The organism is Pseudomonas sp. LS-2 (assembly GCF_003605735.1).
Classification (GTDB): domain Bacteria; phylum Pseudomonadota; class Gammaproteobacteria; order Pseudomonadales; family Pseudomonadaceae; genus Aquipseudomonas.
Genome location: NZ_QXTJ01000022.1, coordinates 157,063 through 174,194 on the forward strand (window position 1 = coordinate 157,063; position 17,132 = coordinate 174,194).

Genomic DNA, 17,132 nt, shown 5'->3' on the forward strand with positions numbered 1-17,132 from the left:
ACGGACCTACGACCCGGTTACTGCGCGGCACCAGCCCTGAAGCCGGCTCGCACAGAGCCCCTAGCGAAATTGCGCGAGGAACCGCAAGTCGTTGTCGAAGAACAGGCGCAAGTCATTGACGCCGTAACGCAGCATGGCCAGACGTTCTGCACCCATGCCGAAAGCAAAGCCCTGGAATTCTTCCGGATCGATGCCGGACATACGCAGCACGTTCGGATGAACCATGCCGCAACCCATGACTTCCAGCCAGCCAGTCTGCTTGCAGACACGGCAGCCTTTACCGCTGCACATCACGCATTCCATGTCGACTTCAGCGGATGGCTCGGTGAACGGGAAGTACGAAGGGCGGAAACGCACCGCCAGTTCTTTTTCGAAGAACACTCGCAGGAACTCTTCGATGGTTCCCTTGAGGTCGGCGAAGTTGATATCACGGTCGATCAGCAGGCCTTCGACCTGGTGGAACATCGGCGAGTGGGTGATATCGGAGTCACTGCGGTACACACGACCCGGGCAAACGATGCGGATCGGTGGCTTGTTCGATTCCATGGTGCGGACCTGTACCGGCGAGGTATGGGTGCGCAGCAACATGTTGGCGTTGAAATAGAAGGTGTCATGCATCGACCGGGCCGGGTGGTGGCCGGGGATGTTGAGTGCTTCGAAGTTGTGGTAATCGTCTTCCACCTCAGGGCCTTCGACAATGCCGTAGCCAATGTGGGTGAAGAATTGTTCGATACGTTCCAGAGTCCGGGTAACGGGATGCAGACCGCCAGTGGTCTGTCCGCGGCCAGGCAGGGTCACGTCAATGGATTCGGCGGCGAGTTTGGCAGCAAGATCTGCCTCCTCGAACGACGCCTTGCGCGCATTGAGAACCTCTGTGACACGCTCCTTGGCAACGTTGATCAGCGCACCGACTTGCGGACGCTCTTCAGCCGGCAAATTCCCCAGGGTCTTCATCACCTGAGTCAATTCACCCTTCTTGCCGAGGTAGTGAACCCGGATTTGCTCCAGGGCATTGATATCTTCGGCGCTTTGCACAGCCTCAAGTGCTTGAGAGACCAGCGCGTCCAGGTTTTCCATGTACAGACTCCAGATACGAAATAGGGGAAGAGCTTACAAGGCTCTTCCCCTATCTATGACGTTTAACACCGAACCCCGAAACGAGGTCCGGTGATTGCCGGGGACTTAGGCCAGAGTGGCTTTAGCTTTCTCGACAATCGCAGCAAACGCCGCTTTTTCGTTCACTGCCAGATCAGCCAGAACCTTGCGGTCGATTTCGATCGACGCTTTTTTCAGGCCAGCGATGAAACGGCTGTAGGACAGACCGTTGATACGCGCACCAGCGTTGATACGAGCGATCCACAGAGCGCGGAACTGACGTTTTTTCTGACGACGGTCACGGTAGGCGTATTGGCCAGCCTTGATTACCGCTTGCTTGGCAACACGGAATACGCGTGAACGCGCGCCGTAGTAGCCTTTAGCAAGTTTCAGAATTTTTTTGTGACGCTTACGGGCAATGACGCCACGCTTTACACGAGCCATGAGTTACTTCCTCTATTCTTGATCAAAATTAACGAAGGCGCAGCATGCGCTCGACTTTTGCCACGTCGGACGGATGCAGCAGGCTGCTTCCGCGCAGTTGACGCTTACGCTTGGTCGACATTTTGGTCAGAATGTGGCTCTTGAAAGCGTGTTTGTGCTTGATGCCATTCGCGGTTTTCAGAAACCGCTTAGCTGCACCACTTTTAGTCTTCATCTTTGGCATGTTCGGATACTCCGCATTCAGTTGATAAACATAACCGCAAGGCCTGCCGTGCCCTGGTGGTTATTTCTTCTTTTTCGGGGCGATGACCATGATCAGCTGGCGTCCTTCCATCTTAGGATGCTGTTCGACGGCGCCGTATTCGAGCAGGTCTTGTTCAACCCGCTTCAACAGCTCCATACCCAGCTCCTGGTGGGCCATCTCACGACCGCGGAATCTCAACGATACCTTGGCCCTGTCCCCGTCACTCAGGAAACGTACCAGGTTGCGTAGTTTTACCTGGTAATCCCCTTCCTCCGTCCCTGGACGAAACTTGATTTCTTTAACCTGAATCTGCTTCTGGTTTTTCTTCGCTGCAGCAATCTGCTTCTTCTTCTCGAAGATCGATTTGCCGTAGTCCATCACGCGACAGACCGGCGGTACTGCGTCGGCAGAAATTTCTACCAGATCGAGCTTGGCTTCTTCAGCTATACGAAGCGCTTCATCAATCGAGACGATGCCAACCTGCTCGCCGTCAGCGCCAATTAACCGAACCTCGCGTGCCGAGATATTCTCGTTGATCGGGGCCTTCGGTGCAGCTCGTTTATCTTGTCTCATTTCACGCTTAATAATAATTACTCCGAATCTTGGCGACCACGCCGGGAAACCGCTTGTGCGAGGAACTCCGAGAACTGGGCGACCGGCATTGAGCCGAGGTCTGCGCCTTCACGGGTACGCACAGCGACAGTTTGCGTTTCAACCTCCCGATCTCCGATCACAAGGAGATAGGGAACCTTGAGCAACGTATGCTCGCGGATTTTAAAGCCGATCTTTTCATTTCTCAAGTCGGACTTGGCACGAAACCCGCTTTCAGCCAGTGTTTTTTCCACCTCAAGGGCAAAATCTGCCTGTTTATCAGTGATATTCATGATCACTGCCTGAGTTGGAGCCAGCCACGCAGGGAATGCACCTTCGTAGTGCTCGATCAGAATTCCGATGAAACGCTCGAACGAACCGAGAATCGCACGGTGCAACATGACCGGATGCTTGCGTCCGTTGTCTTCCGAAACGAATTCGGCGCCCAAACGGATTGGCAGGTTGAAATCGAGCTGCAATGTACCGCATTGCCAGACGCGACCCAAGCAATCCTTGAGGGAAAATTCGATTTTCGGACCATAGAACGCTCCTTCACCTGGTTGCAGGTCGTACGGCAGACCGGCGCTGTCCAGTGCGGCGGCCAGAGCAGCCTCGGCGCGATCCCACAGATCATCGGAGCCAACACGCTTCTCCGGACGGGTCGAGAGCTTCATCTCGATGTCCTTGAAGCCGAAATCGGCATAGACGTCCATGGTCAGCTTGATAAAGGCTGCGGACTCGGCCTGCATCTGCTCTTCAGTGCAGAAAATGTGAGCGTCGTCCTGAGTGAACGCGCGTACGCGCATGATGCCGTGCAACGCGCCCGAAGGCTCGTTGCGGTGGCAGGCACCGAACTCGGCCAGACGCATCGGCAGTTCGCGGTAGCTTTTCAGGCCTTGATTGAACACCTGCACGTGGCAAGGGCAGTTCATCGGCTTGATGGCGTAGTCGCGGCTTTCCGACTCAGTGGTGAACATGTTTTCGGCATAGTTGGCCCAGTGCCCGGACTTCTCCCACAGAGAACGGTCGACGACTTGCGGCGTCTTGATCTCCAGATAGCCGTTTTCACGCTGGGTCTTGCGCATGTACTGCTCGAGCACCTGATACAGGGTCCAGCCGTTCGGGTGCCAGAACACCATGCCCGGCGCTTCTTCCTGAGTGTGGAACAGGCCCAGGCGCTTGCCAATCTTGCGATGGTCGCGTTTTTCCGCTTCTTCGATGCGCTGGATGTACGCTGCCAGCTGCTTCTTGTCAGCCCAGGCGGTGCCGTACACACGCTGCAGCTGTTCGTTTTTCGCATCGCCGCGCCAGTAGGCACCGGACAACTTGGTCAGCTTGAACGATTTGAGGAAGCGAGTGTTCGGCACGTGCGGGCCACGGCACATGTCGACGTATTCTTCGTGGTAATAAAGGCCCATGGCCTTCTCGTCCGGCATGTCCTCGACCAGACGCAGCTTGTAGTCCTCGCCGCGGGCCTTGAACACTTCGATCACTTCCGCGCGCGGAGTGACCTTTTTGATGACGTCGTAATCCTTTTCGATCAGCTGCTGCATGCGCTGCTCGATCGCCGCCATGTCTTCTGGCGTGAACGGGCGCTCGTAGGCGATATCGTAATAGAAGCCGTCATCGATGACCGGACCGATGACCATTTTGGCCGTCGGGTACAACTGCTTGACCGCGTGACCGACCAAGTGCGCGCAGGAGTGACGAATGATCTCCAGGCCGTCCTGATCTTTCGGGGTGATGATTTGCAGACTCGCGTCGGCGTCGATCATGTCGCTGGCGTCGACCAGTTGGCCGTTGACCTTGCCGGCCACGGTGGCCTTGGCCAGACCCGCGCCAATGGACGCCGCAACTTCAGCTACGGATACCGGGTGATCGAAAGAACGTTGACTGCCGTCGGGAAGAGTAATAGTTGGCATGGCGCCTCCTCTCCTAGTGGTGACCCCTACCAAAGGTCACGTGGGTTGGGATAGAGCCAGTACGCGATTCGGTGGTGTACCTGCCTCACAGTGGCAGGAGCCCGAGGGCCAACCATTTGACCGAACCAGAGTGACTGGAATTTACGAAATCGACAGATTTGGCACAGACGCAAACCTGACCCGCGAGACGCGAGCGAATCTACAGGACGCGCATCCTAGCACAGCCGAAACGCCGCGAGTCAGATAACCGTTCGTCCGCAGCGTATAAACTTTTCCGCACACGGGGCGGGAATGATCCACGTACTGAACTGGCGCGATTCCATGCCGTCAGATTAACCGAGGCCCGTTAAAGACCTGTGTGCTCGCAGGTCCCACCGACAAAAAGGAATCAACCATGAAGCTTCTAAGTGTTGCCGCCCTCCTCGCACCGTTGGCGTTGACTCTCCCGCTCAGCGCTCATGCCGCCATGGACGCCAAGACCAAAACCACCTACATGAATGAATGCACCGCTGCGGCCACCCAGAATAATACGGGGATGGATGCCAAGGCCGTGCAGGCACATTGCGAATGCGGTGCGCAGCAGATCAACAAGAATTTCTCGGACAAGGAAATCGCTTCGCTGAATGACAAAACGACGCCTCCGAGTACCGAAATGACCTCACGCCTGCAAAAAGCCGTGAGTGAGAACTGCCTGAAGGGCAAAAAATAAAAAATTTACATTCCGCGCGAGGGACACTTGGTAAATCGTACGACGGGCATCGCCCATGACTGCTGAAGCCCACGTATCTCGTGGGTTTCAGACATTCGTAAAGAACGAAAGGGCGAAATTGCGCGGCGCTGAATCAGTGGAATGGCAAATCATTTCCACGCCGATATTTGCGGAACAGGTGCAAAGTTCTTACTGAAAAAGTCCAGCATTCACACAATTCGACTATGATAGCCACCGTGTGCCCAGTTGGCCTGAGCAACACAGCACTACTGAAAATTATGTTTCTGGAGATACACCATGTCTAATCGCCAAACCGGCACCGTAAAATGGTTCAACGATGAAAAAGGCTTCGGCTTTATCACTCCACAGGGTGGCGGTGACGACCTGTTCGTACACTTCAAGGCTATCGAATCCGACGGTTTCAAAAGCCTGAAAGAAGGCCAGACTGTTTCCTTCGTGGCTGAGAAAGGCCAAAAGGGCATGCAAGCCGCCCAGGTTCGCCCGGAGTAATCCGAGCGTTCTGAAAAAACCCCGTCATTGACGGGGTTTTTTATTGCCTGCTGAAAAGGCGCTCAACCACAGTTGACGCGATTGACGGTGGCCGCCTGATCGGTGTTGAGGTTCAAGCGGTCTGATCGGTATTCGAGCGTAATCATGTCATTGGGGCCCAGAACTCTGGCCGTCTGTGCGCCAGCTTTGACGCGGGCCTGCTCCAGCAAAGCGGGTGACGCCGACTTGCCGACTGCGAACTGTGCAGCGGCTGCATCACAACGGGATTGACCGGTTTCGGTAGCCGCGGAGCCCTCGGACGGGGCCGACGACTCATACGTGCTGCTGCAACCTGTAAGCAGCGCCACTGCCAGAACCAGACCCGATGATGCGTATTTCCAGGGCATACAGCCTCCTTGAGTTAAATATTAACCAGAACTTCTGCGACCGCGGTTACCCCGCATGGTTTCGCCGACGGCTTTCAAAATCCATCTCCGATCATTGTCGAAACGGTCTGAAGTCTGCCCTGAACGGCAATTGCCTGTGACAGGCAAATCGTCACAAAACGTTTGGAATGATGTTCCCGCCGTTCTGAAGCAGGGTTCCTTCATGCCTAAGTATCAGTGCGAAAAACCCGACAAGATGATTTACTGCTGCCCTGCCCCAAGGCTCAAGCCCGGGCAACGATGTCGGGATCCGCTATTTTTCTGAGAGGGACGTAACAGCATGGCAATCGTATCCATCGATGCTGACATCAAGGCCAAGTGGCCCCAGGGACATTGCGCCCACAGTCCGGGCAGCCCAGAGGAGCTGGCGATCATCGCGATCGACCTGCTGGTCAAGGAACTGGGCACTGGCGGCGCCCAGAACTTCATGAATCAGGTATTTGTGCGTTATTCGACCGAGGCGTTGACCAGCGCCTGATCAGGCTTACTTCAGCCGTGCCAGACGCTGGGTCAGCAGATCGAAAAAGCCTTGGGCATCGCCGTTCTCGACCCAGAATACGTTTTTGTTCTGGCCCAGCGTGTCGTACCAGTCGGCCACGGTCTGGCCGAAGCCCGGCCCTTCCCGACTGTCGATCACCAGATTGATCTGCTTGCCCGTGAACAGCTCAGGCTTGAGCAGCCAGGCGATCACGCTGGCATCGTGCACCGGGCCGCCGGGCAAGCCGTAATGCACCATATCGGCTTTGACGTATTCGTTGAGGATGTTGCCCACCAGTTTGCCCGCCTGATTATTCAAGGCCTCGATCTGCCTCAGGCGTTGCTCGCTGGTCAGGATCTTGTGCGTCACGTCCAGCGGCACATACGTCAGCTTCACGCCGCTGGCCAGCACGACCTTGGCCGCGTCGGGATCGGCATAGAGGTTGAATTCAGCGACCGGCGTGATGTTTCCGCCGTTGAAGTGCGCGCCGCCCATGACCACCACTTCCTTGATGCCCTGGGTGATTTCCGGGGCTTGCACCAGCGCCAGCGCCAGATTGGTCTGCGGCCCCAGCATTGCGATCGTGATGCTGTGCGGCGCCGCTTTCTTCAGGGTATCGACCAGATACTGCACGGCATTGCCTTCGGCCAGGCCCTTCTTCGGCTCGTGCACCTCCACCCCCGGCAAGCCTTCCTTGCCATGGATGTTCTCGGCGTAGATCGGCGTTCGCACCAGCGGCCTTCCAGCACCGGCATACACCGGAACCTCTTCACGACCGGCCCACTCACGGGCCAGACGAGCGTTGCGCGAAGTCTTGTCGATGCGCACGTTACCGGCCACGGTCGTGATCGCCATCACGTTCAATTCTTCCGGGGAGGCCAGCGCCAGCAGCAGCGCCACTACATCATCGGCGCCCGGATCGGTGTCGATGATCAGGTTGCGCTTTTCAACGGCCTGGGCAGCGGTGGCGGAAAAAATGGCCAACAGTGCAACACTCCTGATCAGTTGAACGACAAATTGACGGCATGATTGCATGGGAAACTCCCTGTTTCTTGGGTATGGAACGTAAACGGTGCGATCAGAACACCACGCCCGACACCAGCGCGATGTTGGTGTAGGGCTGGCACTCACCCGTGCGTACGATGGCGCGAGCGCTGCGACTCATGTGCTTCAACGCTTCGTGACTGACCAGACGCTGCTCGCCCAGGCTGCCCGCCGCGTTCAACTGGTCGACGACGGCGAGCGCGGGGGGTTGCTTTGTGCGCATCTCATCCGCCAACACATGACTCTCGACCTGCATTTCGGCGAGCACCGTCTTCAGCACACTGATGAAGTCCGCAACGCCATGGGTCACGGCCAGATCGATCAGCTCGACGCCAGGCGGCACAGGCATGCCGGCGTCGACGATCATCAGCACATCGCCATGCCCCAGCGACGCGACGACCCTGGACAACGCAATGTTGAGCAGCGGTGTTTTTTTCATGGTTGAAAGCTCTGGACTTCGTTGAAGGTCGGAATGGAGGGCTGGGCGCCGGACCGCGTGACAGACAACGCCGCCGCGATCTGTCCAAAACGTATCGCTTCGGATTCGGACTTGCCCTCGGCCAGCGCCGCGGCGAAACCGCCGACGAAGGTGTCCCCTGCCGCCGTGGTGTCGACCGGTTTGACCTTGGGTGCGGGGAAATGCTGCGAACTGGCTTGATTGGCAAACAGTGCCCCCTGGGCTCCCAGCGTCACGATGACCTTGCCCACGCCAGCCCTTAGCAACGCGGCAGCAGCGGCGTCGGCACTCGCCACGCTGTCGACGGCAAGGCCGGTCAGCGCAGTGGCTTCGCTTTCGTTGGGGATCAGGTAGTCGATCCAGGCGTACCACTCGGCCGGCAATGCATCGCTGGCAGGTGCTGGATTGAGGATGACGGTCTTGCCCAGTTCACGCCCTCGCTTGAGGACATGGCCGACCGTGACCATCGGTATTTCCAACTGGCAGATGATGACCTCGGCTTGCCCCAGCAGCGCGTCAAGATCGTTGACCACCTCTGGGCTCACATGGCCATTGCCGCCCGCGACGATGACGATCGCGTTCTGACTGTTGTCGTCGACCACGATCAGCGCTACGCCCGTCGACTCCCCTGGAATAGCGGTCACAGCCTGGCAGTCGATGCCCTCGGCCAGCAACGCCGAACGCAGTTGTTCGCCGTAGGCGTCGTCGCCCACGCATCCGATCATCGCGACACTGGCACCCAGGCGCGCCGCGGCGACTGCCTGGTTGGCACCCTTCCCGCCGGGCACTGTCACGAACGACTCTCCGGCCAGGGTTTCCCCAGCGCGTGGCAGACGTGGCGCGCGCGTCACCAGGTCCATGTTCAGGCTGCCCACTATCACTACTTTTCCTTGCATGACGTCTTTACTCTTCAATCCGAACACCAGGGTTCGGCTCAGCGGAACTCGTTGAATGCGTTGGTCGGAGGCGCGGTGGATTCGCGCAGCACAATGCTCGGTGCAACGATCAACTGCTGAACCGGGCTTTCACCGCGCGTCGAGATCCGACGCAGCAACACTTCGGCGGCGCGCTCGCCCAGTTGCAGTATCGACTGCCCCACAGTGGTCAGCGCCGGGTATACGTACTGGCTCATCTGGATGTCGTCGAAACCGATCACTGACAGGTCGGTCGGCACGCGCACATTGCGTTCGGCGGCGGCGCGCAGAACGCCGATGCCGACCATGTCGTTGGCCGCAAAAATCGCAGTCGGGCGATCATTTTCCAGCAGTGTACAAGCCGCGCGATAGCCACTTGGGCCCGTGAAGTCGCTTTCTACCACCCAGCTTTGCGGGACTTCGATACGAGCTTCCTGCATCGCACGGTGGTAACCGGCCAGACGCATCCGCGCCACACTGGTTTCAGCCGGGCCGCAGATACAGGCGATGTGGCGATGCCCCAGTTCCAGCAGATGAGAGGTCGCCAGATAAGCGCCCAGTTCGTGGTCGATCCGCACAAGATCAGCACTGATGTTTTCCAGGTCCCGGTCGACGATGACCATCGGGGTACGTACGGCCGACAGGCTTTCCACCAGACTGTCGCCGCCGCCCACTGACGAAACGATCAGGCCATCCACGCGCTTTTCCAGCAGCACTCTTAAATAGCTGCGCTGTTTGTCCAGATTGTCATCGGAGTTGCAGAGAATCACACAAAAGCCATTGCGCTCGCAGTAATCCTCGATGCCCCGGGCCAGTTCCGCGAAGTACGGGTTGATGCCATTGGGAATCAGCAAGCCGATGGTCGCCGTGGACTTGGCCTTGAGCGAACGCGCCACGGCACTGGGCACGTAGTCCAGTTGTGCAATGGCGGCTTCGACTTTCTTGCGAACCTCGTCACTCACCGGTCGCGTTCTATTCAGAACGTGGGACACGGTGGTGTAGGAAATGCCTGCAATTGCAGCGACGTCTTTAATGGTTGCCATGTCAGCCGCGCCGCCTTGCGCGATTGCTGCGGTAGGTGTCGAGAATCACTGCCACGACGATCACCGCGCCGGTAATGATGCGCTTGGTGGGTTCCGTTGCGCCGATCTGCGCCAGGCCCGCCGCCAGCACCGAGATGATCAGGACGCCGAAGAAGGTGCTGATCACCGAACCGCGCCCACCCATGAGACTGGTGCCGCCGATCACCACCGCCGCAATCACCTGCAGTTCCAGACCGGAACCGGCATTAGGGTCGGCCGCTTCCAGACGGGAAATCTGAAACAGCGCGGCGAGGCCCGCCAGCAGCCCCATCAGCGAGAACACCAGGATCTTATAGGGTTTGGGATTGATCCCTGCCAGACGCACCGCTTCTTCATTGGTGCCGATGCCGATCAGGTAACGTCCGAAGACCGTGCGCGTGAGCACCGCCTGAGCGGCGAAGATCACGATCAAGGCGATGACGAACGACGGAGAGATGCCGAACGCGAACGGATTGGACAGCCACGCGAAGGAATCGCCGATGTAGGCGGTGCGCGAGTCAGTCAGTTGATACGCCACACCTCGGGCCATTTCCAGCACGCCCAGCGAGACGATGAACGAGGGAATGCGCCAGGCGACGGTGATGGATCCGGTCAGCGTGCCAGCGGCCGTCGCACAGGCCATGCCCAATAACGCCGAGGGAAAAACGCCCCAACCCCAGCCAAGCATCGCCACGCTGACCGCCGACGCTGCAAGCGCCAGCACGGACCCCACCGACAGGTCGATCCCGCCGATGATCAGGATGAAGGTCATGCCCACCGCCAGCACCATCAGATCCGGGATCTGGTTGGCCAGGGTGCTGAACGTTTCATAAGACAGGAAATGATCGCTGAGAAACGAGAACAGCACGATCATCGCCAGCAAGGCGCCGGCCAGACCCAGATAGGTACCGAGGCCGAAGTAGTTGCCGCTGCGTTTGCCCGGTGAAGGCAGTGCGGCAGGTGTGGTGGAGGTTTTCATTAGGGATTCCCGAGCGCCGCTTCAGACAGCAGCGCATCACGTTTTTGATAGCCGGCGAAGGCTGCGGCAAGCAACTCGTCCTGAGTCCAGGTATCGCGTTCGAATGTGTCGATCAGGCGGCCGGCGGACAACACGCCGATGCGATCACAGATCAGCATCAGTTCACGCAGATCGCTGGAGACCACCACCAGCGCCCTGCCCTGACGGGTCAGTTCGCCCAGCAGGGCATAAATGTCGAATTTGGCACCGACGTCGATCCCGCGTGTTGGCTCATCGAACAGCATCACGTGGCAATCGCGCTCCAGCCAGCGGCCGATGACCACTTTCTGCTGGTTGCCGCCGGACAATTCCGACACCAACTGCGTCGGGCTGGAACTGCGGATGCGCATGGCGTCCACCTGACGTCTGGCCAGGGACATTTCCGCACTGCCGTTGACCACGCCGGCACTGGAGATCGCCTGCATGTTGCCCAGCGCGATATTGGCGCTGATCGACTGGGTCAATAAAAGGCCTTCGCCTTTGCGATCCTCGGTGATCAGGGCGATGCCGTGGCTCACGGCGGCCACCGGCGAATTGACGCGAACCGCCTGCAACGGGCTGCCGACCTCGATAGAGCCGCTGTCCGCCGCATCTGCACCATAAATCAGGCGCAATAGCTCGGTGCGACCGGCGCCGATCAAGCCGGAAATACCGAAGATTTCCCCGGCACGAACATCGAAAGAAACGTCGCGCACCTTGTCGGAACGGCTCAGGCCTTTCACCGACAACGCCACCGCGCCAATCTTTCGCTCCCCCAGGTCGATGTGCTCGCCCAGTTCACGGCCAACCATCAGCGTCACCAACTGCTCGCTGTTGTAGTTGGCCATGGCGTCGACACACACCAGCTTGCCATCGCGCAGCACGGCGATACGCTGGGCGACGCGAGCCAGCTCTTCCAGGCGATGGGAGATATAAACGATGGAAACGCCGCGCCCCTGCAGGCGGGTGATCTGCTCGAAGAGCATTTCCACTTCGCGGGCCGTGAGCATTGCCGTCGGCTCGTCGAGAATCAGCACGTGACAATCGCCGATCAGGTTGCGGGCGATCTCCACCATCTGCTGGTGGCCGATGCCCAACTCGCTGACCAAGGTGTCCGGGTCGATGGCTTCCAGCCCCACTTGGGCCATGGCCTTGATTGCATCTTCACGCAGCTTTTTACGGTTGATGAAACCGGCCCGGCTGGGCAGGTTGTCGAGGAACAGGTTTTCCGCCACCGACAGCGTTGGCAACAGATTGAGTTCCTGCATGACCATGCGCACACCGAGCTTCTCCGCCTGGGTGCGACTGGCAGGCTCGTAAGGCTGGCCCTGGAACTGCATCTGGCCGGTGGTGGGTGTCACCAGTCCGCCGATAATTTTCGACAAGGTGCTTTTACCCGCGCCGTTTTCCCCGGTCAGTGCCAACACTTCCCCACGCATCAGGGTCAGGTCGATGTCACCGAGTACAGGTTGGGCGTAGGTTTTGCCAATGCCGCTGACAGATAGAACAGCGGCCTGAGCAGACGCTGACATAACGCTCTCCACGCGCCAGCACTTGCGCGCTGGCGGTATTTACGGATGTAGAAGGCCAGCCAGCCTTACTGTGGCTTGGTGACCAGTTCGACCGGGGTCTCGATCACGCCGTCCTTGATGTCGAGCTTTTCGCCCTTGACCATCTTCAGTGCGGTGTCGATCCCATACACAGCCTGCCGCGCGGCAAACTGGTCAGCGGTGGCCAGCACGCGACCGTCCTTGAGCATCGGCTTGATGGCATTGATGTTGTCGTAACCGACGACCTGCACCTTGCCCGCCTTGCCAGCCGCGCGAACCGCCGACACCGCGCCGAGCGCCATGCTGTCGTTACCGGCCAGCAGTGCCTTCAGATTCGGGTATTCGTTGAGCATCGCCGAGGCGACAGCGTTACCTTTGTCGATTTCCCAGTTACCCGATTGGGTGGAGACGATCTTCATCTGCGCCGCGTCCATCGCATCCTTGAAACCGGCGGTGCGTTGTTGCGCGTTGGTGGTAGTCGGCACGCCTTCGATGATGCCGACCTGGTCACCGGCCGTCAGCTGCTTGGCCAGGTAATCACCCACCAGCTTGGCGCCCTTGCGATTGTTCGGGCCTACGAAGGGCACTTCCATGCCCTTGCCTTTCAGCACGTCGGCATCGAGCTGGTTGTCGATGTTGACGACCTTGATGCCCGCGTCCTGGGCCTTCTTGAGTACCGAAGCAAGTGCTTTGGAATCGGCAGGGGCGATGACCAGGGCGTCGACTTTCTTGACGATCATCTGGTTGACGATGTCGATCTGTGCGGCGGTATCGGACTCGTTCTTGATGCCGTTGGAGATCAGGTCGAAATCGGCGGAATGGTCTTTCTGGTAAGCCTTGGCGCCGTCTTCCATGGTCAGGAAGAATTCGTTGGCCAGGGATTTCATCACCAGCGCGACGGTCGGTTTTTTCGCGTCGTCGGCGTAGGCAGAAGAGAGAGGCAGGGTAACAGCGCTCGCGGTGAGCATGGCAACAGCAAGAAGACGTGCAGCGAATGGCAGCTTCATGGAATCACTCCGACATTATGATTATTTTATCGGCACCGTATGCAGGTCGAGTTTTACAGCCTTCGACCAATCGCAAACGTTTGCGTGAGTGAAACTATGAGAATCGTCACGGATTTTGTCAACTGCGTCGTTACACGGCGCTCTACCCCGCCACTCGCGGGGCCAAACATATTCGTCACCGGCAGTTCTGCGCCCCGGAAGGCTGCGCTAAGATGTGTGGCATTCAGGCATCATCGATTCTCAAACATACGATGCCGCCATTATCGAAGGACTCCTGGAGCAGTAACGATGGACCCGGCCGTAAAGGATATTCGAACCGAGGAAGCAGCAGACCCCGCCTCGGATTTCGTTCAATCGATCATCAGCGCCCTGCCCGGCTCAAGCGCCGTTGCCAAGAGTCGGCAAGCACAGCGCCAGTGGTATGAATCCCTGTCCGAAGAAGAACAAATGCAGGTCCGCGACAAGCTCCGTGATGAGATCTCGCGGGTCAGAGCACAGTTCGGCAAACGCACGGACTCCCTGTCATCCTCCTACCCGATCAGACTCCGCGACCACGGCTGAGCTGCGACGCCTCTCGGCACTCACACCCCAGGGCCATCGCTTGCTAACCGACAGCGTGGCCCTGGGACAACCCTCGCTCAAGCGCCTTGTTTGGTCAACAACCGCTCCAATACCACTTCCAGCGGATGTCGCAGCTGCTTGTCGGCCAGGCGCTTGACCTGACTGCGGCAGGAATAACCGGTCGCCAGCGCTTCGCCTTCCTTGCCCAGCTTGGTGGCCCAGGACTGCTCGAAAATGGTCCGGGAGGTTTCCTGATTACGGGCTTCATGGCCGTAGGTCCCGGACATGCCACAGCAGCCGGTTGCCTCGGTCACCAGCTTGAGGCCCAATCGGCCGAAGACCTTTTCCCACTGCGACGTGCTGGCCGGCACGTTGGTCTTCTCTGTGCAGTGGGCCATGAGACGGAACGTCCGAGAGGCAGACTGCGGCTGATCAGGCAGCGCATCGATGAGCCATTCCTGCGGCAACAGGACCTTCGGGCAATCGCTCAGGCCCGGGACCTTCTGGTACTCCTGGCGATAGACCAGCGTCATGGCCGGATCCAGCCCGACCAGCGCCACGCCACAGTCAGCCAGTGCCTTGAGTTGTGTGCCGTTGCGCACGGCGGCCTTGGCGAAGGCGCCGAGGAAACCCTGCACATGCAGCGGCTTGCCGTTGGCGCTGTACGGCGCCAGAAATACGCGGTAACCCATCTGGTGCGCCAGTTGAATCAGGGACGCCAGCAGCGGGGTTTCAAAGTAGCGGGTGAACGCGTCCTGGACCAGCACCACGCTGCGCTGACGTTGCTCTTCGGTCAGTTCGCGCAGCGCTGGAACGCTGGCCACACCGACCTTGCACGCACTCAAGGTCGCTTGCAGGTTGTAGCGATGGATCAGCGGGCTGTCGAGCATGCCGACATGGCGTTCAAGCAGACGGCTCACCCACTTGGACCCCATCACCGCGTTGTACAGACCTGGCGCGTAGGCCATGTAGGGGATGCTGAACTNGGTACAGCTCGAGAAAGCGCGAACGAAAATCCGGAACGTTGACCTTGATCGGGCACTGGCCCGCGCAGGATTTACAGGCCAGGCAACCGGCCATGGCGTCGTAGACCTCGTGGGAAAAATCCGCTTCGCCACGTTGCCGAGCCCGGTTATTGCGCACTCGCGCCGGCAGCCCCTTGACCCAGGACAGCTTGCCTCGCGCCGCTTGCAGCACGTCGATGTTGGCCGCGCCTTGCAAGCGCAGCCATTCCCGAATCAACGAGGCACGGCCCTTGGGCGAATGCTGGCGTTCGCGGGTGGCTTTCCATGACGGGCACATGGCGTCATTGGGGTCGAAGTTGTAACAGGCGCCGTTACCATTGCAATGCACCGCGCTGCCAAAACTCTGCCAGACACGCTCGTCGATGGTCCGGTCCAGATCGCCACGCAGGGTCACTTCGTTGACTTTGAGCAAACCTTCGGCGGCATCCGGCGGGGTGCATATCTTGCCGGGGTTGAGCTGGTTATGCGGGTCGAACGCACCCTTGAGCGCTTGCAGCGCAGGGTACAGTTCGCCGAAGAACGCGGGCACGTATTCAGAGCGCAGCCCCTTGCCATGTTCGCCCCACAGCAGCCCGCCGTAGCGTTGCGTCAGCGCGGCGACCGCATCGGAAATCGGCTTGACCAGCGCGGCCTGGGCCGGGTCTTTCATGTCCAGCGCCGGGCGCACGTGCAACACGCCCGCGTCGACATGCCCGAACATGCCGTAGGCCAGGCCATGGCCGTCGAGCAACGCGCGGAACTCGGCGATGTAATCGGCCAGTTGCTCCGGTGGCACGGCGGTGTCTTCCACGAACGGCTGCGGACGAATCTCGCCTTCGACGTTGCCCAACAGGCCGACCGAACGCTTGCGCATGGTGTAGACGCGAGTGACTGCCTCGGCGCCTTCGGCCAGGGTGTGGCCCAGACGCTCAATGGTGGTGTCGGCTTGCAGATGCTCGACGAAGGCCGCGACGCGCGCGTTGACTTCATCGACTTCATCGCCGCTGAATTCCACCAGGTTGATGCCCAGCGTAGGGCGCTCGGCGTCGGCAGGAAAATATTCGGCAACGCTGTGCCAGACGATGTCCTTCATCGCCAGCATCAACACCTTGGAATCGACGGTTTCGATGGACAGCGGCTTCTTCGCGAGCAGCGCATTGGCATCGCGCAAGGCGTCCATGAAGCTGCTGTAGCGTACGTTGACCAGCACCGAGTACTTGGGAATCGGCAGCACGTTGAGCTTGGCTTCGACCACGTAACCCAACGAACCTTCGGCGCCGCATAACACGCTGTTGAGGTTGAAACGGCCCTGCTCGTCGCGCAGGTGCGCCAGGTCATAGCCGGTGAGGCAGCGGTTGAGTTTGGGGAAAATCGACTCGATCAGATCGGCCTGGGTTTCCTGGATCTGCCGCGCGGTGCGATAGACCTCGCCGATACGGCCGGGCTGCGCGCACGCCGCTTCAAGCTCTGCATCGGACAGCGGCTGGCTGTGCAGACGTTCACCGCCGAGCAACACACTGTGTAGTTCCAGCACATGGTCACGGGTCTTGCCGTAGGTGCAGCTGCCCTGCCCGCTGGCGTCGGTGTTGATCATGCCCCCGACTGTGGCGCGGTTCGATGTGGACAGCTCCGGGGCGAAGAACAGACCGTGGGGTTTGAGCGCGGCGTTGAGCTGATCCTTCACCACCCCTGCCTGTACACGCACCCAGCGCTCGGCAACGTTGATTTCCAGGATATTGTTCATGTGCCGCGACACATCGACGACGATGCCGTCGGTCAACGACTGGCCGTTGGTCCCGGTCCCGCCGCCGCGAGGGGTCAGCTTGATCTGCTGGAAACGCGGCTCGGCCATCAGGGTAGCGATGCGCGCCACGTCGTCGGCGTCCAGCGGAAACACCGCCGCCTGGGGCAGTCGCTGGTAGATGGAGTTATCGGTCGCCAGCACGGTGCGCGTGGCGTAGTCGGCACTGAGCTGGCCGCGGAAACCGCTGGCGCGCAGGGCGTCGAGAAAATCGGGGTACTGTGCCGCAGGTTTAACGGTAGGCAGTTGGGCGATCATCGTGGGATGGCCTCTTGTCGGTCTGATCACGGAGAACAGCAAAATACTTGTCGCCCGGGC

Annotated in this window: 18 protein-coding genes and 1 pseudogene; 4 read left to right on the forward strand and 15 right to left on the reverse strand. The window is 59.3% G+C overall.

Annotated features, from left to right (window positions below; all coding sequences use genetic code 11):
- Positions 1–60 precede the first annotated feature (60 nt).
- The 5 genes from pheS to thrS all read right to left on the reverse strand — a co-directional run bounded on the left by pheS (position 61) and on the right by thrS (position 4,296).
- Positions 61–1,077, reverse strand: coding sequence for a phenylalanine--tRNA ligase subunit alpha (gene pheS / locus D3M70_RS13360; protein ID WP_120126221.1), 1,017 nt, complete (start codon positions 1,075–1,077; stop codon positions 61–63).
- A 105-nt stretch (positions 1,078–1,182) separates the two neighbouring features.
- Positions 1,183–1,539, reverse strand: coding sequence for a 50S ribosomal protein L20 (gene rplT / locus D3M70_RS13365; protein ID WP_007905879.1), 357 nt, complete (start codon positions 1,537–1,539; stop codon positions 1,183–1,185).
- Positions 1,540–1,567: 28 nt separating this feature from the next.
- Entirely contained in the window at positions 1,568–1,762 is a 195-nt protein-coding gene (rpmI, locus tag D3M70_RS13370) for a 50S ribosomal protein L35 (RefSeq protein WP_002553160.1), read from the reverse strand.
- Positions 1,763–1,822: 60 nt separating this feature from the next.
- Positions 1,823–2,374, reverse strand: coding sequence for a translation initiation factor IF-3 (infC, locus tag D3M70_RS13375; RefSeq protein ID WP_177418420.1), 552 nt, complete (start codon positions 2,372–2,374; stop codon positions 1,823–1,825).
- Entirely contained in the window at positions 2,374–4,296 is a 1,923-nt protein-coding gene (gene thrS, locus D3M70_RS13380) for a threonine--tRNA ligase (protein ID WP_120126222.1), read from the reverse strand. The genes infC and thrS overlap by 1 nt, the downstream gene beginning before the upstream one ends.
- A 394-nt stretch (positions 4,297–4,690) precedes the next feature.
- On the opposite strand from thrS, the gene D3M70_RS13385 reads away from it, so the two are divergent.
- Both D3M70_RS13385 and D3M70_RS13390 read left to right on the forward strand, forming a co-directional pair.
- Positions 4,691–5,005 (forward strand): hypothetical protein, encoded by a 315-nt coding sequence (locus tag D3M70_RS13385; protein WP_120126223.1) that lies wholly within the window; start codon positions 4,691–4,693, stop codon positions 5,003–5,005.
- A 297-nt stretch (positions 5,006–5,302) separates the two neighbouring features.
- On the forward strand, positions 5,303–5,515 hold the full coding sequence (locus D3M70_RS13390) for a cold-shock protein (RefSeq protein WP_003179963.1): 213 nt from the start codon (positions 5,303–5,305) through the stop codon (positions 5,513–5,515).
- Between the two features lie 62 nt (positions 5,516–5,577).
- Here the strand turns inward: D3M70_RS13390 and D3M70_RS13395 are convergent, their stop codons facing one another.
- Positions 5,578–5,901 carry an I78 family peptidase inhibitor gene (locus D3M70_RS13395; protein WP_120126224.1) on the reverse strand — a complete coding sequence of 108 codons (324 nt, stop codon included), beginning with the start codon at positions 5,899–5,901 and terminating at the stop codon, positions 5,578–5,580.
- A 319-nt stretch (positions 5,902–6,220) separates the two neighbouring features.
- On the opposite strand from D3M70_RS13395, the gene D3M70_RS13400 reads away from it, so the two are divergent.
- A complete protein-coding gene (locus D3M70_RS13400; RefSeq protein ID WP_120126225.1) occupies positions 6,221–6,418 on the forward strand; it encodes a hypothetical protein in 198 nt (65 codons plus the stop codon).
- Between the two features lie 6 nt (positions 6,419–6,424).
- Here D3M70_RS13400 and D3M70_RS13405 read toward each other — a convergent pair whose 3' ends face one another.
- The 7 genes from D3M70_RS13405 to D3M70_RS13435 all read right to left on the reverse strand — a co-directional run bounded on the left by D3M70_RS13405 (position 6,425) and on the right by D3M70_RS13435 (position 13,448).
- Positions 6,425–7,453, reverse strand: coding sequence for a nucleoside hydrolase (locus D3M70_RS13405; protein ID WP_120126226.1), 1,029 nt, complete (start codon positions 7,451–7,453; stop codon positions 6,425–6,427).
- 43 nt (positions 7,454–7,496) lie between these two features.
- Positions 7,497–7,901 (reverse strand): D-ribose pyranase, encoded by a 405-nt coding sequence (rbsD, locus tag D3M70_RS13410; protein WP_120126227.1) that lies wholly within the window; start codon positions 7,899–7,901, stop codon positions 7,497–7,499.
- Positions 7,898–8,815, reverse strand: coding sequence for a ribokinase (gene rbsK / locus D3M70_RS13415; RefSeq protein ID WP_120126228.1), 918 nt, complete (start codon positions 8,813–8,815; stop codon positions 7,898–7,900). The genes rbsD and rbsK overlap by 4 nt, the downstream gene beginning before the upstream one ends.
- 38 nt (positions 8,816–8,853) lie before the next feature.
- On the reverse strand, positions 8,854–9,876 hold the full coding sequence (locus D3M70_RS13420) for a LacI family DNA-binding transcriptional regulator (RefSeq protein ID WP_120126229.1): 1,023 nt from the start codon (positions 9,874–9,876) through the stop codon (positions 8,854–8,856).
- Between the two features lies 1 nt (position 9,877).
- Positions 9,878–10,873: an ABC transporter permease gene (locus tag D3M70_RS13425; RefSeq protein WP_120126230.1), complete on the reverse strand. Its 996-nt coding sequence runs from the start codon at positions 10,871–10,873 to the stop codon at positions 9,878–9,880.
- A complete protein-coding gene (locus tag D3M70_RS13430) occupies positions 10,873–12,423 on the reverse strand; it encodes a sugar ABC transporter ATP-binding protein (RefSeq protein ID WP_120126231.1) in 1,551 nt (516 codons plus the stop codon). The genes D3M70_RS13425 and D3M70_RS13430 overlap by 1 nt, the downstream gene beginning before the upstream one ends.
- Positions 12,424–12,488: 65 nt before the next feature.
- Positions 12,489–13,448, reverse strand: coding sequence for a sugar ABC transporter substrate-binding protein (locus tag D3M70_RS13435; RefSeq protein ID WP_120126232.1), 960 nt, complete (start codon positions 13,446–13,448; stop codon positions 12,489–12,491).
- A 288-nt stretch (positions 13,449–13,736) separates the two neighbouring features.
- On the opposite strand from D3M70_RS13435, the gene D3M70_RS13440 reads away from it, so the two are divergent.
- Positions 13,737–14,009, forward strand: a complete 273-nt coding sequence (locus tag D3M70_RS13440; protein ID WP_120126233.1) for a hypothetical protein — start codon at positions 13,737–13,739, stop codon at positions 14,007–14,009.
- 77 nt (positions 14,010–14,086) lie between these two features.
- Here the strand turns inward: D3M70_RS13440 and D3M70_RS33155 are convergent.
- A partial coding sequence (locus tag D3M70_RS33155) for a (Fe-S)-binding protein (protein ID WP_256659834.1) occupies positions 14,087–14,994 on the reverse strand: 908 nt, incomplete at its 5' end.
- 1 nt (position 14,995) lies between these two features.
- A pseudogene (locus D3M70_RS13445) lies at positions 14,996–17,072 on the reverse strand (FAD-binding and (Fe-S)-binding domain-containing protein); the annotation flags it as partial.
- Positions 17,073–17,132: the final 60 nt, after the last annotated feature.

Coding starts and splice junctions, on each gene's coding strand:
- D3M70_RS13405 (WP_120126226.1), bottom strand. CDS start 7,453: ATGCAATCATGCCGTCAATTTGTCGTTCAACTGATCAGGAGTGTTGCA.
- D3M70_RS13435 (WP_120126232.1), bottom strand. CDS start 13,448: ATGAAGCTGCCATTCGCTGCACGTCTTCTTGCTGTTGCCATGCTCACC.
- rplT (WP_007905879.1), bottom strand. CDS start 1,539: ATGGCTCGTGTAAAGCGTGGCGTCATTGCCCGTAAGCGTCACAAAAAA.
- D3M70_RS13425 (WP_120126230.1), bottom strand. CDS start 10,873: ATGAAAACCTCCACCACACCTGCCGCACTGCCTTCACCGGGCAAACGC.
- D3M70_RS13440 (WP_120126233.1), top strand. CDS start 13,737: ATGGACCCGGCCGTAAAGGATATTCGAACCGAGGAAGCAGCAGACCCC.
- D3M70_RS13430 (WP_120126231.1), bottom strand. CDS start 12,423: ATGTCAGCGTCTGCTCAGGCCGCTGTTCTATCTGTCAGCGGCATTGGC.
- rbsD (WP_120126227.1), bottom strand. CDS start 7,901: ATGAAAAAAACACCGCTGCTCAACATTGCGTTGTCCAGGGTCGTCGCG.
- pheS (WP_120126221.1), bottom strand. CDS start 1,077: ATGGAAAACCTGGACGCGCTGGTCTCTCAAGCACTTGAGGCTGTGCAA.
- thrS (WP_120126222.1), bottom strand. CDS start 4,296: ATGCCAACTATTACTCTTCCCGACGGCAGTCAACGTTCTTTCGATCAC.
- D3M70_RS13400 (WP_120126225.1), top strand. CDS start 6,221: ATGGCAATCGTATCCATCGATGCTGACATCAAGGCCAAGTGGCCCCAG.
- D3M70_RS13390 (WP_003179963.1), top strand. CDS start 5,303: ATGTCTAATCGCCAAACCGGCACCGTAAAATGGTTCAACGATGAAAAA.
- rbsK (WP_120126228.1), bottom strand. CDS start 8,815: ATGCAAGGAAAAGTAGTGATAGTGGGCAGCCTGAACATGGACCTGGTG.
- D3M70_RS13395 (WP_120126224.1), bottom strand. CDS start 5,901: ATGCCCTGGAAATACGCATCATCGGGTCTGGTTCTGGCAGTGGCGCTG.
- D3M70_RS13420 (WP_120126229.1), bottom strand. CDS start 9,876: ATGGCAACCATTAAAGACGTCGCTGCAATTGCAGGCATTTCCTACACC.
- D3M70_RS13385 (WP_120126223.1), top strand. CDS start 4,691: ATGAAGCTTCTAAGTGTTGCCGCCCTCCTCGCACCGTTGGCGTTGACT.
- rpmI (WP_002553160.1), bottom strand. CDS start 1,762: ATGCCAAAGATGAAGACTAAAAGTGGTGCAGCTAAGCGGTTTCTGAAA.